We start from the raw sequence: 26,288 nt of genomic DNA on the forward strand, positions 1-26,288 counted from the left end.
TCTTCCGAAATATGGAAAGACAGATTGCAAATATGCTCTCTACATCCGGTTTTCGGAAGAGCCTAATTGGTGAGCGACCCCGTTCGCGGAGCGCCGGCATGAATGAATTCACCAGCGACGTCGCCTTCACGCCGACCGTCAAGGCCATCCAGTCCCGCAAGGGCTCGCGCGATTCCTATGCGCGCGTCGAGCAGCGCGGCGGCTGGCGGGCAACAATCACGCCGGACCTCGCCGCCTTCATCGAAGCGCAGACCAGCGTGTTCCTGGCGACGGCCAACGCCGAAGGCCAGCCCTATATCCAGCATCGCGGCGGGCCGGCCGGTTTTCTCAAGGTGCTGGACGAGCACATGATCGGCTTTGTGGATTTTTCCGGCAACCGGCAGTTCATCACCCAGGGCAATCTCGAGGACAATGACCAGGCCTTCCTGTTCCTGATTGACTATATGCTCCGGCAGCGCATCAAGATCTGGGGCAGGGCGCGCGTCGTCGAGAATGACCCGGAGCTGACGGCGAAGCTGATGCCCGCGGACTACAAGGCGCGGCCGGAGCAGGCGATCCTGTTCACGGTCTCCGCCTGGGACGCCAATTGCCCGCAGCACATCCCGCAGCGCTTCGAGGCGGCGGATGTCGCGGCCGCACTTGCCGAGCGCGACCGGCGCATCGCCGGCCTGGAGCAGGAGATTGCGCGCCTGCGCACGCCAGGCGAAGTCTAATTCTTCACCACCGTCGAGGCTTCGGCGAGCGCGACGCCTTCGGGCGTCGCGCGCAGCGGAAGGAAGCCGCGCGCCAGAGACAGCACATATTTGCTGTATTCGGTGAGCAGCACACGCAGGGCCTCCGGCTTGGTCAGCCAGCCGCCGTTGCCGAGATTGGTGTTGACCACCGGATAGGGCTCCAGGCGCGCGCCATGCAGCAGCCGGCCCATCTCAAGCAGGCTGCGCGGCATGTGGTAATTGTTGGTGACGATGATGATGCTGCCATAGGCGTGGTTCTCCACCCATTTGGCGCTTTCCTCGGCATTGCCGATGGTGTCGAGCGCGGCGCGGTCGATATCGACGCAACAGGAAAAGAGCTGTTTGTCGCCGCCCATCGCCGCCTGCAGCTGGCGCTTGGTTGCCGACGGATGGACGCCGCTGATCAGCAGCCGTTCGCCCTTGCCGGAGGCTAACAGGTCCATCGCCGCGTCGAGCCGCGACTGCCCACCGGTGAGCACGATGATGGCGTCGGCCCTGGCGGGATTGGCCGGAGTCGTCATATGGCTGACCCTGTCGGCAAACCAGCCGAAGCCGCCGGCAAAAAGCGCCAGCGCGGCGAGAACCACGAAACCGCAGACGCGCAGGGCGAGCCTCAAACGACCGAACCCGGCGAAGGCAGCGCTGCGCACACGCATCGCCGGCATTCGTCCAGCCGTCTCGATCGAATCCCGCGCTTCCATCATCCCCAGGTTAATCCTGAAAGCCTCTAATGGTTAACTCCGAAATGCGGCCGTTGATAGGTGAGACGGCGCACATTGCGTTACGGCAGGTATCCCGCGTGTGATCATTGTCTTGTTTGTTTATAGCGCTTTGCGCCGGTTTCCGATTGATCTCATGGGTCAGCCCGCATCCGGCTGGCGAACGTCGATATCGCTGAGATAGGCGACGACGGTCGCATGCGAGGTGGCCGCGGTCAGCGCGCCGATCACCAGCACCATCAGACCGACGCCGAAATAGCCGGCCGAACCGATGGCGAAATTGCCGAACAGCGCGGTTGCCTGGTCGGCCTGGGGCGTCGCCATGTTGCGCGACGACCACCAGGAAAAGACGATGAAGACGGCGATCGCCAGGGCGCCCCCGGCGGCCGCGCCCTTCATGCCGGTGACCAGGAAATGCCAGCGGAATTCGCGCGCGATGAAGCGCGCCTCGGCACCGACGAAATGCAGAACCTCGATGATGTGGCCGTTGCCGGCCATGGCGCCGCGTGTGGCGAACACCACCGTCAGCACGGTTGCCGAGAGCATCAGCACCAGAACGGCAATGCCGATCGTCACGGTCGTGCGCGCCATGGCGACCAGCCGGTCGACCCAGGTGCGGTGATCGTCGAGTGCCGCGGTCGGTATTTTCGGCGTGATGGCGGCGCGCATGGCGGCAAAATCGGGCGGGCTGGCCTCGTCGATGGTGACGATGATGAGGCGCGGCACCGGCAGCTCGTCAATGTTGAGGCCGCTGCCCAGCCACGGTTCCAGAAGACGCGCGGTCGCGTCGCGGTCGATGATCTTGGTGCCCTTCACGCCGGGGAACTCGCTGGCGATCTGCGAGGCCTGCGCAAGGGCCGCCTCCATGTCCAGACCGTCGGCCGGCTTGATCTGGATCGTCGCCTCGCGCGATATCTGGTTCTCCCAGACGGAGGCGGTATCGCGCACCAGCGTCACGGCGCCGAAGGTGAGACAGGACAGGAAGGTCATGATGGCGATGACCAGCACCAGCGCCCGTCCAGCGATGTTCTGCGCCGGCACGATCGGCGCCGTCTTGCGCTGGACACGCCGGACCGTCGTCTTCTCGAGCGTTTCGTGCTGGAGGTGATCGGCCGGAAGGTCAGTCATAAACGTCCAACCTTCCACCGGCCAGGATCATGCGACGCGCATCGACCTGTTCCATCAGGCCGAGGTCGTGGGTGGCGATCACCACGGCGGTGCCCAGCCGGTTAAGCTCGATGAACAGTCTTAGCAGCCTGCGCGCCAGCGGCGGATCGACATTGCCGGTCGGCTCGTCGGCAAGCAGGATCTCCGGCTGTTCGATCAAGGCCCGGGCGATCGCGGCGCGCTGCTTCTCGCCGCCCGACAGCACCGGCGGCAGCACATGCATGCGGTCGCCGAGCCCGACCCATTTCAGCAGCTCGGTGACGTCGGTGCGGTAGCTCGCCTCCTCGCGCCCGCGCACGCGCAAGGGCAGCGCGACATTCTCGTAGGTCGTCATATGGTCGAGCAGGCGGAAGTCCTGGAACACCACGCCGATGCGGCGGCGCAGCAGCGGCAGCTCGCCGCGCGAAATGCGCGAGCGGTCCTTGCCGAAGATGGTGATCAGGCCGCGCGTCGGCTTCAGCGACATGAACAAAAGGCGCAGCAGGGTCGTCTTGCCGGCGCCCGAGGGGCCGCTCAGGAACTGGAAGGAGCGCTCCGGAATGTGCAGGGAGATGTCCCGGAGGATCTCCGGACCCATGCCATAGCGGAGGCCGACATTTTCGAAGCGGATCACGTTCGGCGACCTGGAAACTCTCGGCGGCGACGCGCCACAATCTACTCTAACAGACCATCGGCCGGCATGGTTAACCGGCGGTTAATTTTGCAACGTCCAGCATGCATCAAAGCCATTCCGGTGGGGAAGCGTTAACCAATTGCGTTTACGCAAAAGAAACGAAGACTGCACTGGTGCCGTAATGGCTGACGAGAGAACCGCGCGCCCTGTTTCCGGCGAAATCATGACCGGCACGGCAACAAATGCCGCGCCGGAACGCGTCATGTTCGAAGCGGCCGACATCGTCGATGCCGATTATGTGGTGCTGCCGCGTTTTGCCGCTTATCCAGAATCGGCACCGCCGCCGCAGATGCCGTCGACGCCATCGATCGGCGGCATGGGCATGCTGCGCAGACCGGAGGCGGCGCCGTCGCGATCCTCGCGTGGCGGTCCGTTGTTCTGGATAGCCGGCGCCGGCATAGCGCTCGCATCCTTCTGGGTGTCGGGTGGTCATGCGCTGGTCCGGCAAAGCCCCCTTTGGACGACCGACGCGCCGGCGAGCGCGCTCACCATCTCCGGCGTGACGTCGCGCATCGATGCGTCGGGATTGAAGCCTGTGCTGTTCGTGGATGGCGAGGCGGCGAATGACGGGATGAAGTCGGAAACGCTGCCGCCGCTCGAAATTCGCGTCACCGATAACAACGCCAATATCATCCGCTACAGGCTGGGGACATCGAACCGTTCGCTGGGCCCGGGCGAAAGATTCGGCTTTTCGAGCCGCCTCGATGTGCCTAAAGACGGCGTCAGGACAGTCTCCGTAATCTTCGCCGGCTAGGTGTGTCGATATTCAGGTGAGGCCGGCCTGCGAACGAGGGCTTCCTTCGCTTCCGGTGCTCACGTACTTCAAGTACGCTCCGCTTCGGTTCTCGGAAGCCATCGTTCTCGACTCGGCCTGACCTGAATCTCGACACACCTAGCGCCTGGCGTCCTAGGTGGTTTTGAAGGACAAAAGAATGCCAGTTGTACGCGGCAAGGACATCGAGGTCCTGTTTTCGGCGTCGGCGATCGCGCGCCGCAATCTCGAACTCGCCAAGGAAATCGCCGGGCGCGATTACCACGACCTGCTGGTGATCTCGATCCTCAAGGGCTCGTTCGTCTTCGCCGCCGATCTCATCCGCGCCATGCATGATGTCGGCCTGTCGCCGGAAGTCGAGTTCATCTTCATCTCCAGCTACGGCGCCGGCACAACCAGCGGCGAGGTCAGGGTGCTGCGCGACATCGACAACGAAGTCGCCGGCCGCGACGTGCTGTTGATCGACGACATACTGGAATCCGGCAAGACGCTTTCCTACACCCGCGACCTGATGCTTTCGCGCGGCGCCAAGAGCTGCGCCATCGCGGTGCTGCTCGACAAGCGCATGCGCCGCCAGACCTCGCTCAACGCCGATTATGTGGGCTTCGACTGCCCAGACTATTTCGTCGTCGGCTACGGCATGGATGTGGCCCATGCGTTCCGCGAGCTGCCGTTTGTCGGGGTGGTGAAAGGCGACGCCTGAGAAGGCGGCGCCATTCCGAAAAGCCGCCGATCGTTAGAATTTTCAGAAAACATCAACGTTTCGGCGGCATCTATCTCGGCATGGCAAAGCTTCTGATCGTCGAGGACGATGAGTCCGTCCGCACCCTCGCTGCCCGCGCGCTCGAGCGCGATGGCCATAATGTCACCATCGCCACCGACGGCGCGCAGGGGCTGGAGATGATCCGGCAGGCGCGCGGCGGTTTCGATCTGGTGGTGTCCGACATCCGCATGCCGGAAATGGACGGCATCGAGATGGCGGCATCGGCTGCAAGAGAGTTCCCGACGATGCGGATCATGCTGATGACCGGCTATGCCGACCAGCGCGAGCGCGCGGAGGAACTCGACGGCATCATCCTCGACGTCGTGCAGAAGCCGTTCACGCTTGCCGAGATCCGTGGCCGCGTCGGCAAGGCATTAAGCTGCTTCGCTTGAGACCGCATCGGCCGTGACAGCGGCGGCCGGCGCCGCACTTCGCCGACGCCCGCCGCTGAGTGCCAGCAGGCCGGCGCCGATGATCAGCGCCGCGCCCAGCACCGTGGTTTCGCGCGGCACTTCGGCGAAGAACAGGAAACCCCACAGCGGCGACCACAGGATGCCGGTATATTCGAACGTGGCGACGCGGTTGGCGGGCGCCATCCGGTAGGCCTGCGAGAGCAGGATCATGCCGGCGGACGCGACGAGGCCGCAGGCGGCCATCTTCAGGAAGTCCGGCATTGTCGGCCATATCCATGGCCGCACCAGGAATTCGACGCTCGGATGCGCCGCATGGGTGATGCCGGCAAGGTGGAAGACGGTTGCGACGGCGATGGCGCCGCTGAGATAGGCGCCGTTCTGATAGAAGGCCATCACGGTCGATGATTCGGTGTCGCCGATACGGCGCGCCATCAGTTGCGAGAAGCCGTAGAGGAAGGCCGAGCCCAGCGACAGCAGCGCCGCCCAGTCGAACACGCCGGCGCCGGGGCGCACCATCACCAGCACTCCAACCAAGCCGATCAGCACCGTCGACAGGGTTTTCCATGAGACGCGCTCGCCGAGATAGGGACCCGCCATCGCCATGATGAACAGCGGCGCCATGAAATAGAGCGCCACCGCATCGGCCAGCGGCAAGGCGGCGATCGCCAGATAATAGACCGTGTAGGACGAGAACTGGATGAAGGCGCGCAGCGTCAGCATGCCTGCCCGCTTCGACAGCACCGCCTTCAGGCCGACATTGGCCTGAACGAGCACGATCAGGATCGGCAGCGCAACGATGGCGCGGATCGCCATCACCTCGGTCACCGGATAGCCGCCCGAAACCGCCTTCACCAGCGGATCCTGCAGTGAAAAAACCAGCACGCCGAGGCAGAGGCTTAGAATGCCAAGCACCGTCCGGTTCTGCATGATCTATCCAGCGAAAAAGAACCCGCCACCATTTTCAGGCAGCGGGTACGAGTGAGGACTCTTCGATTGGTCCGCGACCGATTTCGCGGCCGCATATCCAATGGGTGTCATGACTATCTTGCGGCGTTTGACATCTGGCAAACGAATTGGAATGATGCCAGCAATCAACTTTGCTTATGGCGACTCGATGCGACCAGTCCTCGACAGCGATCTCTTGCGCACCTTCGTGGCGGTGGCCGAAACCGGCAATTTCACCCGCGCGGCGGAGAAAGCCGGGCGCACGCAATCGGCCGTATCCATGCAGATGAAGAAGCTGGAGGACATGGTCGGCGACAATCTGTTCGAGCGCGGCTCGCGCGGCGTGGCGCTGACGCGCCGCGGCGGCGAGCTCATCGCCAACGCGCGCCGCATCGTCTCGCTGCTGGACGAGACCGCTGCCTCGCTGGTGGCGCCGCCGCTGGGCGGGCTGGTGCGCATCGGCATTCCGGCCGAGTACGGCCGTTCGATCCTGTCGCGGGCGCTGGGCGAATTCGCCAAGCGCCATCCGCGCGTCGAGGTCACAGTGCGCTACGCGCATTCGGATTCGCAGGTGCGGGCGCTCGCGGCCGGCGAGCTCGACCTCGCGGTGGTGTTCGAATGGGAGGGCTCTTCCGGCGGCGAGGTGCTGATGCACGACCCGACGGTCTGGGTGACCTCGACGCTGCACCACATGCATGAGGAACGGCCGGTGCCGATCGCGCTCTACAGCCGCAACGGCTGGTGCCGCGACTTCGCCATCAAGTCGCTGCAGCAGCGCGGCCTCGACTACCGCGTCGCCTACACCAGCGATACCAATGGCGGCCTGACGCTCGCCGTCACGTCCGGCCTGGCGATCGCGCCGATCTCGCGCAGCAACATCCCGCCTGATTGCCGCGAACTGACGGCCGCCGACGGTTTCGGCGATATCGATTCCTCCAACGTCGTCCTGCACCGCAATCCGCTGGCGACCGGCGAAGCGATCGACGGCATGGAGAACGCCATACGCGAGGCGTTCATGCTGACCAGGCAGGCGGGCGCGGCGGCCGGGCTTTAGAGCCGGAGTGCGCTCAATCCGGCGGGTCATCTCGCCCTGCGGCTTTCGGTGCTTACGAAAAAAGCGTCCAGAGCGCCTGGAAGACATAGCCAATGACTAATGATCCGGAAACCGCGAGCGCGACGAACAGGACGATCGTTGCCGGTCTGAGGACCAAAGCGACTGCCATGACGCCCCAAATGCTCACTGCGCCCCCTGAGACGAGTAGCGCCATTGCCGCACCGGGTGACATGCCGAGAGCAAGCAAACCTTGGACCAGCGGCAGTGCCGCAAGACCATCGAGATACATTGGTGCGCCGACCAGCACGGCAAGGGGGATGGCATAATGAGAGTCTGCACCGACATAAGCGGTGAGGACCTCGGGCGGCAGAAGATCGCGCAGCAGGAATTCAGCCGAAAAGGCGAACGTCAAACAAATTACGACGGTTTTAGTCGTGGAAACCAGATTCTCTCCAAATCCACGCATACGCGCCGGGTCGCGCCAGATTTTGAAATAATGCCCTGTTGGCATGCATGTACCACACAATCCCACCTGCCCGATTCCCGATGTCCGCAACGGGTTTTGGACCATCTGCGTGCGGGCCAGCAGAGCTGTCATCACGCCTGAAAAGACTCCCAAAACAAAGGCTGCCAGCATCTTTCCGATGGCAAAACCAGGACCTAGCAGCGCCCAAGTCGCGGTGAGCATGGTGGGTCCGGTAACAGGTGAGGAAAGCCAAAATGCCATAATGGGCGCAAGCGGAACACCGGAAGCAAGAAGCCCCGTCGTGAGCGGCAGCACCGTCACGCCGCACACAGGTGTCACGGTGCCGATTGCCGACGCGATCAAAACAGTTGCGACCGGGCGCCCTTTGAACCATCGCGCTGTAATGGTCGCCGCTCCACTGGCCGCAACCCATGCCGAGATGATTAGCCCAGCTGCAACCATCAACGCGACATCCATAACACTCTGCAGGACAAATTGGAGCGTCCCATATGCCCGTTGCGGCCACGTGAGCGCGACAGCAACTGTCAAAACAGCCGCGGTCGCCCACATGAGTTGCCTTCTTTGAAGCCTCGGGAGCGCGACGGTCATGGCATGACTCTCTTCGTGCTATCCCATAGATTACCGGCTTCCATATGTGAAACGAATAGCTTAAATATCAGCTATGAGTATTGACGATGGGAAAAGCGCTCAACTGGACAGCGAATTGCTGCGTACGTTTCTCTCTGTTGCCAAGGCAGGGAGTCTTAGCGGCGGCGCGGCTCGTCTGTTTCGAACGCAGTCCGCTGTGAGCCTCCAAGTGCAGAAGCTGGAGAGTGCCATCGGGCAACGGGTATTTGATAGGCATGGGCGCGGAGTCGCCATGACTGCTGCTGGCGAGCGCTTGCTGCCCGTCGCCCGCGATGTGGTCGAAATGCTGAACCAGGTGGTGGCCGATCTGCGCGGGGCGCCAGCCGAGGAGGAAGTCCGACTCGGTATACCCGAGGAATATGGCGACACGGTTCTACCGTCTATTTTGGCCACCTTCACGGCGGAGGAGCCTGCAGCTCGAATTTTCGTGCGATGCAGTTCGAGCATAGAGTTTCCGCATGCGCTTGCTGCCGGCGAATTGGATATCGCCTTGCACTCGCCTGAGCGCGTCTCGAACGGGGACGTCATTGTTCATAGTGAGCGCGCCGTGTGGGCCGGCTCCGCTTTCCATAGTGTCGAGACCCGGCGACCTCTGCCCGTGGCGCTGTTCGACAAGGCTTGCTGGTGGAGAGAGCGCTGTCTCGACCTCCTTCGGAAATCCGGACTGGACTATCAGATCGTTTGCACCAGTCAGAGCGTCTCAGGGGTTCGGGCCGCGATCGCTGCGGGCGTCGCGGTCGGCGTATTGCCGCAAAGCACGCTGACGGATCGGATCAGGGCGTTGGCGGATGAGAAGCTGCCCCAGCTAGGTGAAACGCATCTGGTGCTCAGTGGCTCACCGAAAGCTCCTCGACACCTAGCCGACAAATTGGCCGCGATCATCTCACGGACATTCGAGGGAAGTTAGCCCATGCGCCACCGCGCGCAACGGAACGGGTGAGCTTTATTTCAGCTCCAGCAGCCGTTCGAGATAGCTGCGCTCGATATCGGGGCTGAGCGCGTTGCCGAGCCGTTTGCGGATCGCGTCGAGGATCTGGCGGGCACGCTGGACGTCGATCTCGTCGGGCACCTTGACCGAGGTGCCGTCATCGGGACCGTTGGTGGCGCGCGGTCGTCCCAGCGGGTCGCGATCGGCGTCCTGCTGGCGGCCGCCCTGCTCGCTGCCGCCCTGGTCGCCCTGCATGGCCTGCATCTGCTTCATCATTTCCTTGGCGCCGCGGCGCAGCGCTTCCAGTGCGCGGCCCTGGTGGCCGACGGCTTGGTCACCGTCGCCCTGGCCGAGCGATTGTTCGGCATTGCCCATCGATTTGCCGGCCTCGCCAAAGCCCTCATTGGGCTCCATGCCCAGGCCTTCGAGGCCTTTCTTCAACTGATCGAGCTCGCTCTGCAATTGGCCCTGGCCTTCCTGCAGCTGCTTCAGCGCATCGGCCAAATCCTTCGGCGACATTTTCGGCCGGCCCAGCGGATCGCGGTCCTGGCCGGGACCGGGCCGCTGCTGCTGGTCGTCGGACTGGCCCTGTTCGCCATCCTCGCCAAGCTGCTGCTGCTCGCCGCTTTCACCACGCTGCCCGCGCTGCATCTGGTCCAGCCGGAAGGTGTCGTTCATCATTTCCTGCTGGCGGCGCATGATGTCGCCGAGCTTGTCCATCTGCTGGCGCATCTCGCTGTCCTGCTCGCCGCCCGGCTGCTGGCGGCCGGCCTGCAGGTTGTTCATCATGTCCTGCAGCTCGGAAAGAAGCTGCTGGGCCTTGTCGCGATCGCCCGATTTGGCCAGATTCTCGATCTGGTCCATCATGCGATCGATATCGCTCTGGCGCAGCTCGCGGCCGTTCTGCTGCATCTGCGGCGCATTCGGGTTCTGCTGCGCTCGCTGGGCGAATTCCTGCAGGAACTGGTTCATCGCCTCTCGCAGTTCCTTCATCGCCTTTTCGATCTCCTGATCGCTGGCGCCGTTCTTGATGGCGTCCTGCAACGCCTGCTGCGCCTGGCGCAGCCGCCGCTCGGCGGCCGACAGATTACCTTCCTCAATGCCGAGCGCGATCTCCCACAGATAGGACACGACGTTGCGCAACTGATCGTCGCTCTCAGAGAGCTTCAGCCGGCTCCTCGCGCTCATGATGGCGAGATAGTTCGACATGTTGTCGAACGTGTCCTCGGGCCGCAGTGTGACCGCATCCATCAGGTCGAGAACGCGCGGCTTGGCATTGGTGTCGAGCGCCACCAGCCGGCGCTGTTCGATCACCGCTCTAGCCAGCGGATTGGCGAAGGGCCGCTCCGGCATGACAAGCGTTTTGGTTTCACTGGTGGCCGTGTGGCCGGCGTCGTCCGTTGCAGTGAGCGTCAGCTTGATGTTGCTGCCGGCCCAGACATGCTCGGTCAGGTCCTTGGTCGTCTTGGCTGCGCTCGGCTTGCCGCCGCGGCGCGGCAGCGTCAATGGCATGTCGGGCGCGCCGTAGAGCGGATGCGCGTTGGCGGCGGGCGGATCCGACAGCTCGAAAACGGCCTTGGCGGAGGCTGCACCACAGTCGTCGGCGATCTCGTAATTGAGCTCGATGGCGCCGTTGACGGCGCGCTTCGGCTCGCCGACGAAGCGGATCGTCGGCGGCTTGTCGGGAATGACGGCAAAGGCCCAGTGGCCGAGATCGCCTTCGCCGGATTTCAGCGTCAACGTGCCGTTGGTGTTCAGCTTGCCGGAGAACTGGCGCACTTTTGGTGCGGTCTGGCCGGCGGCAGGCGCGGGACCTTTCGGCGCGGCGGGCTCGATGGCGCGGTCATTGCCGCCTTGATCGGCATAGCTCAGCGTCTCCTCGCCCGAACCGCCAGTGACGCGCAGCGAGATGTCGCTGCCTTGCGGAACGGAAAAGGTCTGGACGGCCTGGTTGGCATCGGCCGTCAGGAACACCGGCGCCTTGCCGGTATAGGCAGGTGGCGTCACCCAGGCGTCGATGCGCGGGGGCACGGCATCATGCGAGGCGCGCGCGACGAAACCGTCGCTGACCCTGCCGCCAAAGGGTCCGAAGGAGAAGGCAAGCGCCGTGACGAACAGCAGCCCCGCCACGGCGCGCAAGCCCCAGCGGTCGTAGTCCGGCACGCCGGTGCGCGGCCGGTCGGCGCCGAGGCTGGAAAGCCGTTCGGCCATGCGCTTCTGGTGCTCGCGCCACAGCGCCTGCGAGAAGATGCTCTCGGCGCCGCTCGGTCGGTCGGTCTGCACCTGCACCGGGCTGTGCAGCAATTCGTTCGCCGCCTCGATGCGCCGGTCGATCTCGGCTGCCGAGGGCATGCGGAAGAAGCGCAGCGGGTAGAGCGCGGCGACCGCCGCCAGCCCGAACAGGATCAAAAGGCCGACGCGCGCCGCATCCGGCAGGCGCGGGAACAGGCCAAACCACGAAAAGCTGAAGAACAGGCTGGCGACGACCAGCAGCGGCAGCACGAGCGGCCAGGCGCGCTCGAAGGTCATCGAGGCTCGCGTCGCCAACCGGCTGAGCGCCAAGCGCCCTGCAAAGCCGCGTCCATCGCTGGCCCGGCTGCGTTCGCCGCTGGAAATGGGTCGTTCGGTCATCGGCCCTTCCTGCCCGGGCACGATAGCCCGGACGTCATCGCCAGAAGGATACCAGCAAACACGGCAAAGGCGAGGCGGGTTCCAAAAAACGTGAAGCGGTTTGGCCGGGTTATGATCAGAAATTGGCGAGATTCGTGTTCGAGCCGCAGACGAGGACCGCCACGCGCTCGCCGTCTCCGGGCACATAGCGTCCGGAAAGCATGGCGGCGAAGGCGGCGGCGCCGCCCGGCTCGGCGATGATTCGCACGCGGTCCCACAGCGCCTTCTGCGCCGCGACGATGTCGTCGTCGCTGACCAGGATCGAGCGCTCGACGAAGGCCTCGGCGATCGGAAACATCAATTCGCCGACGCGCTTCGGCGCCAGCGAATCGGCGGCGATGCCTTCGGCGGGCGCATCGACCGGCTCTCCTGCTTCCAGGGCGCGGTAAAGCGTCGGGGCTCCTTCCGGCTCGATGGCGATGATACGGATGCGCCCCGAGAACCAGGCCGCGATGCCGCCGATCAGGCCGCCGCCGCCGACCGCGACCAGCAGCGTGTCGATCCCAGGCAGATCGGCCTCGATCTCCATGCCGAGCGTGCCCTGGCCGAGCAGCGTTTCTTCCTGGTTGAAGGCGTGCACCTGCAAGGCGCCGGTTCTGGCCGCGAAGTCTTCGCTGGCGGCCAGCGCTTCGGCATAGCGCGCGCCGCCGACGATCAGCTCGGCGCCGTAGCCGCGAATGCGCGCGAGCTTCGCTGGCGGGCTGACCTCGGGCACGAAGATGGTCGCCTTGTGCCCGAGCTTCATGGCGGCGTAAGCGACGGCGGCACCATGATTGCCGCCGGACGCGGCGACCACGCCGGCTTCGGGCACTCGGCGTTCGAGCAGGTTGGTGAAGGCGCCGCGCGCCTTGAACGAGCCGGAATGCTGGAGGCATTCGAGCTTCAGGTCGACCGGAAAGGCGGGCCGGTCGAAATCCGCCATGTCGACGCGCATGACCGGCGTGTGGCGTACATAGGGCCGGATGCGCGACTCCACGGCGCCGATGCGTTCGCGCGTGATCGTCTTTTTTTCCAGCATGGGCCAGCTCCTTAAGGCGCGCCGCTCGGTTACTTCAGCCAGTCGGGGACCGAATCCAATCCAATCAGGTTCTCATAGGTCTGGCGCGGCCGCACGACATGAAAACGGTCGCCGTCGACCAGCACCTCGGGCACCAGGAGCCTGGTGTTGTAGGTGCCGGCTTGCACCGCGCCATAGGCGCCGGCGGTGGAAACCGCGATCAGGTCGCCCGACTTCAATCTCGGAAGATCGCGGTCGAGGCCGATGAAATCGCCGGTCTCGCAGACCGGCCCGACGACGTCGACCTTCATACGCGGCGCCGAAGCAGGCGGCTGCACCACCGGCCTGATGTCGTGGAAGGCGTCATAGAGCGTCGGCCGGATCAGGTCGTTCATGGCGGCGTCAACGACGAGGAAGTTCTTGGCGTCGCCCTCCTTCACGTAGATGACCTCAGACACGAGGATGCCGGCATTGCCGACGATCAGGCGGCCGGGCTCGAACATCACCTTCAGGCCGAGCTTGGTGACGTGCTTCCTGACGATTTCGGCGTAAGCGTCGGGCAAAGGGGGCGGGCTGTTGTCGACGCGGTAAGGAATGCCGAGGCCGCCGCCGAGATCGACATGCTCGATCTCATGCCCGTCGGCGCGCAGCGCTCCGACCAGCTCGACCAGCAATGCGAAGGCATCGTCGAAAGGCTGCAATTCGGTGATCTGGCTGCCGATATGGGTGTCGATGCCGGTCACCCTGATGCCCGGCAATTGAGCCGCGCGGGCATAGACCTGCCGCGCGCGCTGCCAGGGAATGCCGAACTTGTTCTCGGCCTTGCCGGTCGAGATCTTCTTGTGGGTCCTTGCATCGACATCCGGATTGATGCGCAGCGAGACGGGCGCCACCTTGCCGAGGGCCACGGCGCGCGCCGACAAAAGCTCCAGCTCAGGCTCGGATTCGACGTTGAAGCAGAGAATGCCGGCATTGAGGGCAAAGTCCATTTCCCGCACGGTCTTGCCGACGCCGGAAAACAGGATCTTGCCGGCCGGGATGCCGGCGGCCAAAGCGCGGCGCAATTCGCCTTCGGAGACCACGTCGGCGCCTGCGCCCTGCTTGGCCAGCGTCCTCAGCACGGCCTGGTTGGAATTCGCCTTCATGGCGTAGCAGACCAGTGCGTCGAGGCCGGAAAAAGCCTCCTTGAAGACGCGGAAGTGCCGGGTCAGCGTCGCGGTCGAATAGCAATAGAAGGGCGTGCCGACCTCGGCTGCGATGTCGGGGATCGCGACGTCCTCGGCATGAAGCACGCCGTCGCGGTAGTCGAAATGGTTCACGGTGTTGGTTCCGGAAAGTTGAAGCTCGATGGGACCGGGTCAATCTCACCGGCTCTACAGCAGGGGATCGAGGATGAACTTCCTGTCCTTGACCGGTTTTTCCGGCTCGGGCGGCACCGGCTGCTTGGCGCGTTCGGCGTCCTTGCGCGCCTGCTCCGCCGCCTCATAAGGCGTGTCGAGGCCGGTCTTCCTGCCGCAGGCCGTGACGGTGACTACCGCAGCCAGCAGCGCCAGCGTCACCAAAATCCTGCTACGGGTCATCGATCCATCCGTTCGAAACTGATTGCGTGCTGCGCTTTTAGCCGAGTTCTCAGCGCTTTGCATCCCGGCAATTTAAAGCGCGGCGCGCTTTAAATCTTTGTTTTGATGCATGTCGTTCTCCCAGAACCGCTGCACACTTCTGGGCGACATGCATTAAGCCTTGGCGAGCCGCTTTTTCCAGTAGCGGATCTGCTTTCGCACTTCCGACGGCGCGGTGCCGCCGAAGCTTGTGCGGCTCTTCACCGAATTCTGCACGGCAAGCACCGAGAAGATGTTGTCGGTGATGCCGGGATGGATGGAGCGCAGGTCGTCCAGCGAGAGCTTCTCCAGCCCGAGCTTCTTCTCCTCGGCGAGCGCTACGGCGCGGCCGGTGACATGATGGGCTTCGCGGAAGGGGAGGCCCAGATTGCGCACCAGCCAGTCCGCAAGATCGGTCGCGGTGGCGTGACCGGCGCCTGCGGCCTTCTTCATGGCGGCGGCGTTGACGGTCATGTCGCGCACCATGCCGGCGGTCGCCGCCAGCATCAGGTCGAGCGTCTCGGCGGCGTCGAAGACCGCTTCCTTGTCTTCCTGCATGTCCTTGCCATAGGTCAGCGGCATGCCCTTCATCACGGTCAGCAGGCCGACAAGATGGCCGTTGATGCGGCCGGTCTTGCCGCGCACCAGCTCGGCGGCGTCCGGGTTCTTCTTTTGCGGCATGATCGAGGAGCCGGTGGAGAAGGAATCCGAGAGCCGGATGAAGCCGAATTGCGGCGTCGACCAGATGATGATCTCCTCGGCCAGCCTGGACAAATGCGTCGCGCAGATCGCGGCGAGGCTGAGGAATTCGAGCGCGAAATCGCGGTCCGAGACGCTGTCCAGCGAATTGCGCGTCGGTTCGCGAAAACCGAGAGCCTTCGCCGTCATGTGGCGGTCGATGGAAAAGCTGGTCCCGGCAAGGGCCGCCGCGCCCAGCGGGCTTTCATCCATGCGCTCGATGGCGTCGCGGACGCGCGACAGGTCGCGGCCGAACATCTCGACATAGGCCATGCAATGGTGGCCGAAGGTCACCGGCTGTGCGGCCTGCATATGGGTGAAGCCGGGCATGACGGTCGCCGCGTGCTCCTCGGCGCGTTCGAGGAAGGCGCCGATCAGGTCCTTCAGCGCTTCGGCGACGCGCTGGCACTCCTGCTTGACCCAGAGCCTGAGGTCGACCGCCACCTGGTCGTTGCGCGAGCGCGCGGTGTGCAGGCGGCCGGCCGCCGGGCCGATCAGGTCGGCTAGGCGGGCTTCCACATTCATGTGGATGTCTTCCAGCCTGGTCGAGAATTCGAACGTGCCGGCCTCGATCTCTTTCAGGATCGTGTTCAGCCCGTGAGCGATTTTTTCTTGATCGGCGGCCGAAATAATGCCCGTTTCAGCCAACATCTCGCTATGGGCGATCGATCCGCTTATGTCCTGCGCATAGAGCTTGCGGTCGAAGCCGATCGACGCGTTGATCGCTTCCATGATCGCGGCCGGACCCGAGGCAAAACGTCCGCCCCACATCTGGTTGCTGGCCTTCTTGTCGGTCATCGCTATAACCCGTGCTCCGGAGCAGTTTTGAAATGGCAGACGGCAAGAGATTGTTTTTTCCGACTACGCGCCTCATCCTCGCCGCTTTGGTGGCGGGCGTGCTGGCCGGCGCGGTCGCGGTATATGTCAGCGAGAGCGGTTCTGGCAACAACGCTCCCGAGAAGGCCGTCGCGGTCGCCGGGAAGGACGATGCCGCCTGCACGCCAAAGGCCGCCCGCGCCAAGCAGGTCGCCGCCAAGGCCGTCGGCCAGGTCGCGGCGTTACAGCCGGCCGATCCGCCGCAATCGCTGAAGAGCTTGGCCTTCAACGGCCCCGACGGCAAGCCAATGACCATCGCCGATCACGCCGGCAAGACCGTGCTGCTCAATCTGTGGGCGACATGGTGCGCACCGTGCCGCGCCGAGATGCCGGCGCTCGATGCGCTGCAGAAGGAAAAGGGCAGCAATGCCTTCGAGGTCGTCGCGGTCAATGTCGACACCGGCGACGACGCGAAGCCGAAGAAGTTCCTCAAGGAAATCGGCGTCGAGACGCTCGGCTTCTACCGGGATCCGACGATCGCGCTGTTCAATGAAGCGAAGACGCGCGGGCTGGCGCTCGGGCTTCCCGTGACCATGCTGATCGACGCAGAAGGCTGCTTGATAGCGCATATGAACGGCCCGGCCGAATGGTCGAGCCCCGACGCCAAGCGGCTGGTGGAAGCGGCGCTCGAACCCTGATCGCGACGGCTATCTTATCCTGACCGTAACCACCAGCGCCTCGTGGTCGGCGCTCGGGCTGCCGTCCGGCAACACCGCCGGCAGTGTCTCCGGTGCGCTTGCCGCAAGGCCGCGGGTGAAGAACCAGTCGATATGGCCGGTGGGCGTTCTGTCGCCCGCCGGGCGCCGCTGCGTCGGCCTGTCGAACGCATTGGCGTCGCGCCAATCGTAGCCACGCCCGGCCATGACGGCGAAGAGGGGCTCGTGGCGGTCGGGGCACATCAGCCGGTCCGGTTCGGCGTCGATGCGCGCCTGCCATGCGGCCGGATCGGCGTGACGCTCTTCATAGGTGGCGGTCAGCGTGTTGAAGTCGCCGCCGATCAGGACCGGCGCTTCCGCGTCATACCTGTCGATGGCGTCGAGGAGGTGGCGCGTCTGGTCGGCACGGCCGGCAGGCGTCGTACGGTTCTCGAGATGCACCGAGACGACGGTGACTCGGCGCTCGCCCACCATCACCTGGCCGCCAAGCGCCATGCGGCCGCCGATGCGCGGCTGGCCGTGCTCCGGCAGGAACCAGGCGCCGGCCGCATCCAGCCGAACGAGGAAAGGCCGCAGCAGCGGGACGGCGCTGGTTATGGCGTTGCCATGGAAGCCCTCAACGTTCTCGGCGCCGCCATTTGCCGCTTGCTCCGCCTCATTGCCGGTGCCGAGTTCGAGGAACTCGACGCCATAGGCATAGGAATGGCCTAGACGATCGGCAAGCCGGCTCAGAAGATGGCCGTTGCCGGAGCGCGCCATGCCCTTGTCGACTTCGGACAGCAGCACGACGTGCGGCGCCCGGCCGGCGATCGTAGTAGCGATGGCATCGACATGACGCAGCCGCTCGACGTTCCAGGCCATGACGGTCAGGCTTTCGCCGGCGCTCTCGCGCGACGCCTTGCCGCCGATCTCGATCTCGCCGAGGGCGGGAACGGCGGCGGCGTGGCGCAGATGGGCGGCGCTGTCGCGCGGTCCGTCCCGCATGGCGTTGCGGGCGGCGACGGGCACGTGCGTGAGCTGCGGGACCAGCATGTCTCTTCTCATCCAGTTAGCCGGTTAATCACGGAGGCCTTTTCGCCGCCTGGCGGCGCCCTAGCTCTCTAAAGCGCCGATGTGACGTTTTCATGCCGGCGCGACCGCTGCCAGGGGAGGAGAGACTGGCTGTCCACGAGGGCTTCGAGCCCACAACAGAACTGTCACATACCTTCTCTATGAGAGCGGGCAAGGACTTGCGCAAAACCTTGTCACACTGCCACTCAAGAGGGAAAAACCATGACGATCTTCAAGCGGGGCTTTGCCGCCCTTGCCGCCGGCGCGCTCAGCACCGCGCTTGCGGTTCCTGCATTTGCGGAGCCGGTCAAATTCGATTTCTGGTTCGGTCTTTCGGGCGATCTCGCCCGCGTCGTCGACACGCTGTGCAAGAACTTCAACGATTCCCAGAAGGACTACCAGGTCGTCTGCACCAGCCAGGGCAATTACGACGCCACGCTGCAGAACACGATCGCCGCCTTCCGCGCCGGCAAGCAGCCGACCGTCGTCCAGGTCTATGACGTCGGCACTGCCACCATGATGCTGTCGGGCGCCTACAAGCCCGCCGACAAGCTGATGGAGGAGAACGGCTACAAGATCGACTATAGCGACTATTTCCCGGGCATCGCCCGCTACTACGCGACGTCGAAGGGCGAGATGCTGTCCTTCCCGTTCAACTCGTCGACGGCGCTGATGTACTGGAACAAGGACGCCTTCGCCAAGATCGGCAAGACCGAGGCGCCGAAGACCTGGGAAGACGTCGCCGCCGACCTCAAGGCGCTGAAGGACGCCGGCTATGATTGCCCGATGGCGATCAACATCTCGGCCAATGAAAGCTGGCAACTGATGGAGCAGTTCTCGGCGCTGCACAACCAGCCGATCGCCACGAAGAACAATGGCTACGACGGTCTCGACGCTCGTCTCGAAGTCAACAAGACCAAGTTCGTCCAGTACGTCACCGATCTCAAGAAGTGGTATGACGCCGGCCTGGTCAAGATCAAGTCCAAGGACCTCGGCCAGGACATGGTTCAGGCCTTCGCCACCGGCACCTGCCAGCTCATCCTGACCTCGGTCGGCGATCACGGCACCGTCGGCCGCACCCAGAAGGAAGGCATGAAATGGGACGTGGCCGAGCTGCCGGTCTATGCCGGCACCGAGCGCAAGAATTCGCTGGTCGGCGGCGCTTCGCTGTGGGTGCTGTCGGGCAAGTCGGACGCCGACTACAAGGGCGCGGCAGCGTTCCTCAACTTCATCCACGACCCCAAGACCGCTTTGTTCTGGTCGACCAACACCGGCTATATCCCGGTGACGAAGTCGGGCTTCGATTTCATGAAGTCCAACGGCTTCTACGACAAGGCGCCCTATAAGGGCCGCGAAGTGGCGATCGCCAGCCTGACCGCGTCGGAGCCGACCGAGATCACCCGCGGCATCCGCCTCGGCAACTTCACCCAGATTCGCGCCGAATTCGGCACGCAGATGCAGGCGATCTTCGCCAACAAGGTCAGCGTGCAGGAAGGCCTCGACGCGCTGGTCAAGAATGGCGACGCGATCCTCGAGCGCTTCCAGCAGACCTATCCGGGTAAGACCCTGCCCTGATCCCGGATACTGGAACGGCCGCCCGCCGAGCATCGACGGGCGGCCATTTCATATGGGTTTTTGATTTGGGCATGTCTTTGTCTCCCGAAACCGGTTCCCACTTTCGGGAGACATGCCTTAGTCTTGTGCCGCGCGAGCGGGTTGGCGGTTCAACGACATCGGCGGATCGATGGAAAAACGCGTCACTTTCAGCAAATGGACGATCGGCATCCTGTTCGCGGTGCCGCAGCTAATTCTGATCTTCACCTTCTTCTACTGGCCGGCCGGGCAGGCCGTGTACTGGTCGCTGACGCTGCAGCAGCCCTGGGGCGGCGGCAATATCTGGGTCGGGCTCGACAATTTCCGCTCGATCCTGTCCAACGCCAGCTACTGGGACTCGATCACCGCCAGCATGATCTTTGCCGGGATCAGCACGGGACTTGCGATGACAATCGCGCTGGTGCTCGCCGCCTTGACCGACCGCCAGCTTGCCGGCTCATGGCTTTACCGCGTGGTCCTGATCTGGCCTTACGGCATCGCCGCACCGGCGCTGGCGCTGGCGTTTCGCTTCATCCTGGCACCGGAAGCCGGCTTCATGGCCGTGGTCAACCAGGTCTGGCCCGGCTCCTGGGACCCCGGCCTTGACGGCACCGACGCCATGGCCTCGATCATCATCGCCTTCTCGTGGAAATATGTCGGCTATAATTTCATCTTCTTCCTCGCCGCCTTCCAGGCGATTCCGCGCTCGCTGATCGAGGCGGCAGCGATGGACGGCTCCGGCGTCATCCGGCGCTTCTGGGATATCCAGTTTCCGCTGATCACGCCGACCATCTTCTTCCTGCTGGTCATCAACATCACCGAGAGCTTCCAGGATTCCTTCGGCATCGTCGACATCATGACCGCAGGCGGACCGGCCAACGCCACCAATCTGATGGTCTACAAGATCTATTCCGACGGCTTCAAAGGCCTCGATTATTCGGGCGCCGCCGCGCAGAGCATCATCCTGATGCTGCTCATCATCGCGCTCACCATCGTCCAGTTCCGCTTCATCGAGCGGCGCGTGCATTATCGTTGAGGCGGGCCATGGTCGAGCGCACCCCGATCCTCAATTTCTTCACGCATCTGATCCTGTTCGTCGGCTTCGTGTTCTGCGTGGCGCCGTTCGTCATCGTAGCGATCGCCGCCTCGCATAATCTGAAGGACGTCAACGACGTGCCGATGTCGCTGCTGCCGGGCAGCGATTTCTGGGTCAACATCAGGACGGCCTGGACGACCGCCGACCTCGGTCCGAAGCTGCTCAACTCCTTCATCATGGCGTTTGGCGTGGCCGCTGGGAAAGTCATCATCTCGGCGCTGACCGCCTTCTCGATCGTCTATTTCCGTTATCCCGGCCGCATGCTGATGTTCTGGCTGATCTTCATCACGCTGATGCTGCCGCTCGAGGTGCGCATCGTGCCGACCTACGCGGTGGTCGCCAACGTGCTCGAGCCCTATCAGGCGATCATGGACCTGACCGGCCTCTCCTGGCTGATCGAAAAGGTCTCGGGCGTGCAGGTTTCGCTCAGCCTGGGACTGCTCAATTCCTATAGCGGCCTGATCCTGCCGCTGGTCGCGACCGCCACCGGCACCTTCCTCTACCGCCAGTTCTTCCTGACCGTGCCGGATGAGTTGACCGAGGCGGCGCGCATGGACGGCGCCGGCGCGCTGCGCTTCTTCGTCGATATCCTGCTGCCGCTATCGCGCAACAACATGGCGGCGCTCGGCACCATCATGTTCCTGTGGGCCTGGAACCAGTATCTGTGGCCGTTGCTTATCACCACCGACCAGTCGCATGCGATGGCGGTGACAGAGCTGAAGCAGCTCATCCCCAATGTCGGCGGCGCGCCGGAATGGCATATCGCCATGGCCGGCACGCTGATCGTCATGCTGCCGCCGCTGATCGTCGTGGTGCTGATGCAGCGCTGGTTCGTGCGCGGCCTGATCGCCACTGAAAAATAGGGAGACGGAAAATGGCCTCCATCGCCATTCGCGGCGTCAAGAAGAACTACGCCAAGACGCAGGTCGTGCATGGCGTTGACCTCGACTTCGCTTCGGGCGAATTCGTCGTCATCCTCGGGCCGTCCGGTTGCGGCAAGTCCACGCTGCTTAGAATGATTGCCGGGCTGGAAGAGATTTCCGACGGCACGATCGCGATCGACGGCACGGTGGTCAACAAGCTCGAGCCGCGCGAGCGCGGCTGCGCCATGGTGTTCCAGAACTACGCGCTCTACCCGCATATGAGCGTGGCCCAGAACATCGGCTATTCGCTGAAGGTCGCCGGCGTTCCGTCGGCCGAACGCGCTCAGCGCGTCCAGGCGGTGGCGCGGGTCCTAGAACTGGAGCACCTGCTCGACCGCAAGCCGATGGCGCTCTCCGGCGGCCAGCGCCAGCGCGTCGCCATGGGCCGCGCCATGATCCGCGAGCCGAAGGTGTTCCTGTTCGACGAGCCGCTCTCCAACCTCGACGCCAAGCTGCGGGTGCAGATGCGCTCCGAGATCCGCAAGCTGCATCGGCGCCTCAGCGCCACCTCCGTCTTCGTCACGCACGACCAGGTCGAGGCGATGACGCTGGCCGACCGGCTGGTGGTGATGAATGGCGGCCGTGTCGAGCAGGTGGGCACACCGGCGGAAGTCTATAGCCGGCCGGCGAGCCGCTTCGTCGCCACCTTTGTCGGCGCGCCGGCGATGAACATGCTCGAAGGCACCGTCACGCTCGACGGGCTGTCATTGCTCGGAGGCAGCCGCAAGCTCAACGTGTCGCGCACGGGCGTTCCTGTGGGCGCGAAAGTCGCGGTCGGTATCCGGCCGGAGGCGGTGCGCATGGTGGCGCCGGGCACGCCGGGAGCGCTTGCGGCGACCGTCGACCTCATCGAGGAATTGGGCGCCGGCCGCGCCGTCTATGTCGATCTCGACGGCGCGCCGTTCTCTGTCGTGACGTCGGAGATCGTCCACTCCGAACCGGGCAGCACGATCGGCCTGCAGTTCGCCGAAGCGGACCTGCACTTTTTCTCCTCGGAGACGGGCGGCAGGCTCGACGTGTTCAAGGCCTCGGTGCCGGAACCGGTGCTGTAAGGCGGGCCTTGCAAGGCTGACTTTGCAAATTATCTGAGGGTTCACGGAATGAAGATCATCCAGGTCACCGACGTCCATCTCGATCGTCGGCGCCAGATACGCTATGGCGCGAATCTGAACGAGCGGCTCGATCGCTGCATAGATCATATCAATGCTCGACATGGAGATGCGGCGCTCTGTATCTTCACCGGCGATCTGGCCGACGACGGCGAGGCCGAGAGCTATGCCGATTTGAAATCGGCGCTGAGCCGGCTCATTGTGCCTTACCAGCTGCTGCCTGGAAACCACGACCGGCGCGCCAATCTGATCGCCGCCTTTCCGGATAACGGGACGGACGGCAACGGCTTCGTGCAGTCGGTGCTCGACACGCCGGAAGGGCGCCTCGTCTTTCTCGACAGCATGGCGGAGGGCCGCGTCACCGGCGAGTTGTGCGACAACCGGCTTGCATGGCTCGACGCACGGCTTGGCGAGGCGGCAGGCAAGGCCGTTTATATTTTCCTGCATCATCCACCCGTCGAGCTTGGCCTCACTCTGCTCGACCCGCTCGGCCTCGAACAGCCGCAGCGGCTCATCGACGTGCTGACCCGCCACGGCAATGTCCGCTACATCTTCTTCGGCCATGTCCATCGCGACATCGCCGGCACCGTCGCCGGCATTCCGTTCTCGGTGCAGCGCGGCCTGCATGCCCGGTTCATGCTTGACCTGGTCGGCGACGAAGTGGTCGAGCAGGCGCCGCCCGCCTATTCGATTATCCTGATCGATGGGCAGCGCGTGGTCATCCACAGCGTTGATTTCCTGGAGCAATGGCCGCTTTGGTCGCCTGCAACTGGGCAGCGCGTGCGCTGAGGCATGCCGATATTCAGGTGAGGCCGGCCTGCAAACGGCGGTTTCCTGCGCTTCCGGTGCTCACGTACTTCAAGTACGCTCCGCTCCGGTTCTCGAAACCCGCCGTTTTCGGCTCGGCCTGACCTGAATATCGACACGCCTCAACCCCGACCTAGGCAAAGACATGCGCCTTGCCGGTGACGGTCAAGCGCACGATCTCGCCGATCTCCGGCGCGTCCATGCCCGTCCTGCGCAGGATCAGCGGCGTGTTGCCGATGGCGGCCGCATCGGGCGGGTCCGGGCTGTTGAGCAGCCGCACCGCGACGGTGCAGACCGAACCCGCGAATTCGCAGTCCGTCACTTCGCCGAACAGCATGTCGGGTGTGCCCGACATGCCTTCGCGCGAGGTCCGTTTGAGCAGGATCTGCTCGGGCCGCAGCATGATGCGGGCGACATCGCGCCGTCCCTTCGTGTCGACGGCGATGCGGCCGAGCCGCGATACGGCGAAGCCGTCCGCGATCCTGGCCGGCACGATGATGGCGTCGCCGAGGAACTCGGCGACCATCCTGTCCCTGGGTTGGAAATAGAGCTCTCGCGGCGTGCCGACCTGCGAGAACAGCCCTTCGCGCATCACCGCCACCTGGCTGGCGAAGGACAGCGCCTCGGCCTGATCGTGCGTGACCAGGATGGTGGTGATGCCCGCCTCCTCCAGAAGCTCGGCCACCGCCTTGCGCATCGAAGCGCGAAGCCCGGTGTCGAGCGCCGAGAACGGTTCGTCAAGCAGCATCAGCCGGGGCTTCATCGCCATGGCGCGGGCAAGCGCCACGCGCTGCTGCTGGCCGCCGGAAAGCTCGTGCGGCCGGCGCTTCAGGATCGCCTTGTCCAGCCCCACGATGTAGGCGAGCTCGACGATATGCTCGGCTCGCTTGTCGGCATTCCGCGGGATGCCGAAGCCGATATTGTCGGCGATGGTGAGATGCGGGAACAGGGCACCGTCCTGGGCCACCACGCCGATGCCGCGGCGATGCGCGGGCACGGCCGCGCCGCCGTTGGCGAGCACCTTGCCGTCGAGTGCGATGCGGCCGCGGTCCGGCGCCTCGAAACCGGCGATCAGCCTGAGCAAGGTGGTCTTGCCGCAGCCGGAAGGCCCGACGATCGCGGTGCGGCTGCCGCTTTCCACCGCAAGGTCGACGCCGGCGAGCGCCGTCACCGGGCCGTAGCTTTTCGCGACGCCGCTGAGTTCGAGAAAGCTCATCGTCCGGCCATCCGCTTCGACTGGATGTAGAGCCACCAGGTCATCGGCAATGACATCGCCACCATGATCAGCGCGTAAGGGGCGGCGGAGGCGTAGTCGATCTCGCCGCTATAGGACCAGAATGCCATCGCCAGCGTGCGGGTGCCGTTGGGCGCCAGCATCTGGGTGGCGGTGAGCTCGTTGGTGATGCCGAGCGCCACCATCGCCATGCCGGCCGCGGCGCCCGGCGCCGAAAGGCGGATGGTCGTCGACCACAGCGCCTTGACCGGCGGACGGCCGAGGCTGGAGGCGGCGCGCTCCAGCTCCACCGGCGCCTGCGCGATCGAGGCTCGCAGGCTTATCAGCGCGCGCGGCAGGAACATCAGCGCGTAACCGAACAGGATGGTGAACAGCGTCTGGTAGAGCGGCAGCGCGACGCGCACGGTGATGGTCACCAGCGCCAGCGCGATGACCACGCCCGGCAACGCGCCGACGATATAGTTGCAGCTCTCGAGCAGCCGTTGCAGCGGCCCCGGCGCGCGGATCGAAATCCAGGCCATCGGCATGGCGGCCAGCGTTGCAAGCACCGCGCCGGCAATGGCGAGGAACAGCGTCTGGCCGAGCGCCAGGCCGATCTCGTCCCACCGCCAGACTTCGGTGCCGCCAGCGAGCAGCCAGCGGCCGACCGTGACGAAGGGCACGCCGAGCGACAGCAGCGCGACGCCGGCCGGCAAAAGCAGGCAGAACAAGGTGGCGCGGCCGAGGCGAGCACGCTGCTGCTTGCGCGCGGCGCCGGAACCGACGCGGGCATAGCGCTCCTCGCCGCGTATCATCACCTCGAGGGCGAGCAGGAAGAGGCAGCAGACCACCAGCACGGCGGCCAGCATGTTGGCCGCCGGACCGTTGAAGGTCGACTGGAACTGGTCGACGATCGCGGTGGTGAAGGTGTCGAAACGGATGAAGACATAGAGGCCGTATTCGGCCAAGAGATGCAGGCCGACCAGCAGCGAGCCGCCACAGATGGCGAGCCTGAGCTGCGGCAGCACGACACGCGCGAAGACCCGCCACGGGCCAAGGCCAAGCGCCGCGGCCGCATCTTCCAGCGCCGGATCGAGGCGGCGCAGCGCGGCGGCGATCGGCAGGTAAAGGAATGGGAAATAGGCGATCACGGAGACCAGCACGCCGGCCCACAGCCCGTGCAGGCCCGGAACGAAGCTGATCCAGGCATAGGAGTGCACGAAAGCGGGGATGGCGAGCGGTGCGACCGACAGCCAGGACCACCAGCGGTTGCCCGGCAGGTCGCTGCGCTCTGTCAGCCAGGCCAGCGCCACCGACAGCACGATGGCGATCGGCACCGTGACGACCACGAGGAGCACGGTGTTGACCAGCAATTCGCCGACGCGCGGGCGAAAGATCAACGCCACCACGGTGTCCCAGCCGGTCTGGATCGCGACCCAGACGATGAAGGCGAGCGGCAGCAGCGCAACGAGCGAGATGAGGGCCGCGGCGAGCGTGATCCACGACGCGGACCGGCGCTTCTTCATCCCGGCCGCCGGCAGCATTGCCGGCATCATGTCGATCGCCGATTGCATCAGGCAGGCCGCTGGGTCGCCTCCGCCTGCCGGCGGAAGCGGTGCGATGTGACACTCGGGCGGGTCGAAGCGCAGTCGACTGTCATCGACGAGGCGATCTCCAAAC

Annotated in this window: 25 protein-coding genes; 12 read left to right on the forward strand and 13 right to left on the reverse strand. The window is 64.5% G+C overall.

Going from position 1 to position 26,288, the window contains the following annotated elements:
* The first annotated feature begins 98 nt into the window (after positions 1–98).
* Positions 99–713 carry a pyridoxamine 5'-phosphate oxidase family protein gene (locus CK219_RS14750; protein WP_095767467.1) on the forward strand — a complete coding sequence of 205 codons (615 nt, stop codon included), beginning with the start codon at positions 99–101 and terminating at the stop codon, positions 711–713.
* On the opposite strand, the gene CK219_RS14755 is transcribed toward CK219_RS14750, so the two are convergent.
* From CK219_RS14755 to ftsE, 3 genes are all read right to left on the reverse strand, one after another.
* Entirely contained in the window at positions 710–1,438 is a 729-nt protein-coding gene (locus CK219_RS14755) for a YdcF family protein (RefSeq protein ID WP_095767468.1), read from the reverse strand. The two genes, CK219_RS14750 and CK219_RS14755, sit on opposite strands and share 4 nt — an antisense overlap.
* 156 nt (positions 1,439–1,594) lie before the next feature.
* Entirely contained in the window at positions 1,595–2,581 is a 987-nt protein-coding gene (locus CK219_RS14760; RefSeq protein WP_095767469.1) for an ABC transporter permease, read from the reverse strand.
* The gene (gene ftsE, locus CK219_RS14765; RefSeq protein WP_027167480.1) at positions 2,574–3,233 is read right to left on the reverse strand and encodes a cell division ATP-binding protein FtsE; all 660 of its coding nucleotides are present in this window, start codon (positions 3,231–3,233) and stop codon (positions 2,574–2,576) included. The genes CK219_RS14760 and ftsE overlap by 8 nt, the downstream gene beginning before the upstream one ends.
* Positions 3,234–3,414: 181 nt before the next feature.
* On the opposite strand from ftsE, the gene CK219_RS14770 reads away from it, so the two are divergent.
* From CK219_RS14770 to CK219_RS14780, 3 genes are all read left to right on the forward strand, one after another.
* Positions 3,415–4,047 (forward strand): hypothetical protein, encoded by a 633-nt coding sequence (locus CK219_RS14770; protein ID WP_095767470.1) that lies wholly within the window; start codon positions 3,415–3,417, stop codon positions 4,045–4,047.
* A gap of 178 nt (positions 4,048–4,225) precedes the next feature.
* Positions 4,226–4,768 (forward strand): hypoxanthine phosphoribosyltransferase, encoded by a 543-nt coding sequence (gene hpt, locus CK219_RS14775; protein WP_095767471.1) that lies wholly within the window; start codon positions 4,226–4,228, stop codon positions 4,766–4,768.
* 80 nt (positions 4,769–4,848) lie between these two features.
* Positions 4,849–5,220: a response regulator gene (locus CK219_RS14780; RefSeq protein ID WP_095767472.1), complete on the forward strand. Its 372-nt coding sequence runs from the start codon at positions 4,849–4,851 to the stop codon at positions 5,218–5,220.
* Here the strand turns inward: CK219_RS14780 and CK219_RS14785 are convergent.
* Complete coding sequence (locus CK219_RS14785; RefSeq protein WP_095767473.1) at positions 5,203–6,168, reverse strand: DMT family transporter; 966 nt, start codon at positions 6,166–6,168, stop codon at positions 5,203–5,205. The genes CK219_RS14780 and CK219_RS14785 overlap by 18 nt on opposite strands.
* 187 nt (positions 6,169–6,355) lie before the next feature.
* On the opposite strand from CK219_RS14785, the gene CK219_RS14790 reads away from it, so the two are divergent.
* A complete protein-coding gene (locus CK219_RS14790) occupies positions 6,356–7,240 on the forward strand; it encodes a LysR substrate-binding domain-containing protein (RefSeq protein ID WP_095767564.1) in 885 nt (294 codons plus the stop codon).
* Positions 7,241–7,292: 52 nt separating this feature from the next.
* Here the strand turns inward: CK219_RS14790 and CK219_RS14795 are convergent, their stop codons facing one another.
* On the reverse strand, positions 7,293–8,315 hold the full coding sequence (locus tag CK219_RS14795) for a permease (RefSeq protein ID WP_245340481.1): 1,023 nt from the start codon (positions 8,313–8,315) through the stop codon (positions 7,293–7,295).
* A 73-nt stretch (positions 8,316–8,388) separates the two neighbouring features.
* Here CK219_RS14795 and CK219_RS14800 point away from each other — a divergent pair, with 73 nt between their 5' ends.
* Positions 8,389–9,261, forward strand: a complete 873-nt coding sequence (locus CK219_RS14800; protein WP_095767474.1) for a LysR family transcriptional regulator — start codon at positions 8,389–8,391, stop codon at positions 9,259–9,261.
* 36 nt (positions 9,262–9,297) lie between these two features.
* Here CK219_RS14800 and CK219_RS14805 read toward each other — a convergent pair whose 3' ends face one another.
* The 5 genes from CK219_RS14805 to argH all read right to left on the reverse strand — a co-directional run bounded on the left by CK219_RS14805 (position 9,298) and on the right by argH (position 16,083).
* On the reverse strand, positions 9,298–11,913 hold the full coding sequence (locus tag CK219_RS14805; protein WP_095767566.1) for a TIGR02302 family protein: 2,616 nt from the start codon (positions 11,911–11,913) through the stop codon (positions 9,298–9,300).
* Positions 11,914–12,028: 115 nt separating this feature from the next.
* The gene (locus CK219_RS14810; RefSeq protein WP_095767475.1) at positions 12,029–12,970 is read right to left on the reverse strand and encodes a threonine/serine dehydratase; all 942 of its coding nucleotides are present in this window, start codon (positions 12,968–12,970) and stop codon (positions 12,029–12,031) included.
* A gap of 29 nt (positions 12,971–12,999) precedes the next feature.
* Entirely contained in the window at positions 13,000–14,268 is a 1,269-nt protein-coding gene (gene lysA / locus CK219_RS14815) for a diaminopimelate decarboxylase (RefSeq protein WP_095767476.1), read from the reverse strand.
* A gap of 54 nt (positions 14,269–14,322) precedes the next feature.
* Positions 14,323–14,529, reverse strand: a complete 207-nt coding sequence (locus tag CK219_RS14820; protein ID WP_095767477.1) for a lipoprotein — start codon at positions 14,527–14,529, stop codon at positions 14,323–14,325.
* A gap of 153 nt (positions 14,530–14,682) precedes the next feature.
* Complete coding sequence (argH, locus tag CK219_RS14825) at positions 14,683–16,083, reverse strand: argininosuccinate lyase (protein WP_095767478.1); 1,401 nt, start codon at positions 16,081–16,083, stop codon at positions 14,683–14,685.
* A 32-nt stretch (positions 16,084–16,115) separates the two neighbouring features.
* On the opposite strand from argH, the gene CK219_RS14830 reads away from it, so the two are divergent.
* The gene (locus tag CK219_RS14830) at positions 16,116–16,799 is read left to right on the forward strand and encodes a TlpA disulfide reductase family protein (protein WP_095767479.1); all 684 of its coding nucleotides are present in this window, start codon (positions 16,116–16,118) and stop codon (positions 16,797–16,799) included.
* Positions 16,800–16,808: 9 nt separating this feature from the next.
* Here the strand turns inward: CK219_RS14830 and CK219_RS14835 are convergent, their stop codons facing one another.
* Positions 16,809–17,849, reverse strand: coding sequence for an endonuclease/exonuclease/phosphatase family protein (locus tag CK219_RS14835; protein WP_095767480.1), 1,041 nt, complete (start codon positions 17,847–17,849; stop codon positions 16,809–16,811).
* A 240-nt stretch (positions 17,850–18,089) separates the two neighbouring features.
* Between CK219_RS14835 and CK219_RS14840 the strand changes: the two genes are divergently transcribed.
* From CK219_RS14840 to CK219_RS14860, 5 genes are all read left to right on the forward strand, one after another.
* A complete protein-coding gene (locus CK219_RS14840; protein WP_095767481.1) occupies positions 18,090–19,442 on the forward strand; it encodes an extracellular solute-binding protein in 1,353 nt (450 codons plus the stop codon).
* A gap of 169 nt (positions 19,443–19,611) precedes the next feature.
* Positions 19,612–20,496, forward strand: coding sequence for an ABC transporter permease subunit (locus CK219_RS14845; RefSeq protein WP_095767482.1), 885 nt, complete (start codon positions 19,612–19,614; stop codon positions 20,494–20,496).
* Between the two features lie 8 nt (positions 20,497–20,504).
* Positions 20,505–21,419, forward strand: a complete 915-nt coding sequence (locus CK219_RS14850; RefSeq protein ID WP_095767483.1) for an ABC transporter permease subunit — start codon at positions 20,505–20,507, stop codon at positions 21,417–21,419.
* Between the two features lie 11 nt (positions 21,420–21,430).
* Positions 21,431–22,531 (forward strand): sn-glycerol-3-phosphate ABC transporter ATP-binding protein UgpC, encoded by a 1,101-nt coding sequence (gene ugpC / locus CK219_RS14855; RefSeq protein WP_095767484.1) that lies wholly within the window; start codon positions 21,431–21,433, stop codon positions 22,529–22,531.
* A 48-nt stretch (positions 22,532–22,579) separates the two neighbouring features.
* Positions 22,580–23,377, forward strand: coding sequence for a phosphodiesterase (locus CK219_RS14860; RefSeq protein ID WP_095767485.1), 798 nt, complete (start codon positions 22,580–22,582; stop codon positions 23,375–23,377).
* A gap of 151 nt (positions 23,378–23,528) precedes the next feature.
* On the opposite strand, the gene CK219_RS14865 is transcribed toward CK219_RS14860, so the two are convergent.
* On the reverse strand, positions 23,529–24,611 hold the full coding sequence (locus CK219_RS14865) for an ABC transporter ATP-binding protein (protein WP_095767486.1): 1,083 nt from the start codon (positions 24,609–24,611) through the stop codon (positions 23,529–23,531).
* Positions 24,608–26,182 carry an iron ABC transporter permease gene (locus tag CK219_RS14870; RefSeq protein WP_095767487.1) on the reverse strand — a complete coding sequence of 525 codons (1,575 nt, stop codon included), beginning with the start codon at positions 26,180–26,182 and terminating at the stop codon, positions 24,608–24,610. Before CK219_RS14870 ends, CK219_RS14865 begins: the two co-directional genes overlap by 4 nt.
* Between the last annotated feature and the right edge of the window lie 106 nt (positions 26,183–26,288).

The sequence above is a fragment of the Mesorhizobium sp. WSM4313 genome, from assembly GCF_002294725.1.
Classification (GTDB): Bacteria; Pseudomonadota; Alphaproteobacteria; order Rhizobiales; family Rhizobiaceae; genus Mesorhizobium.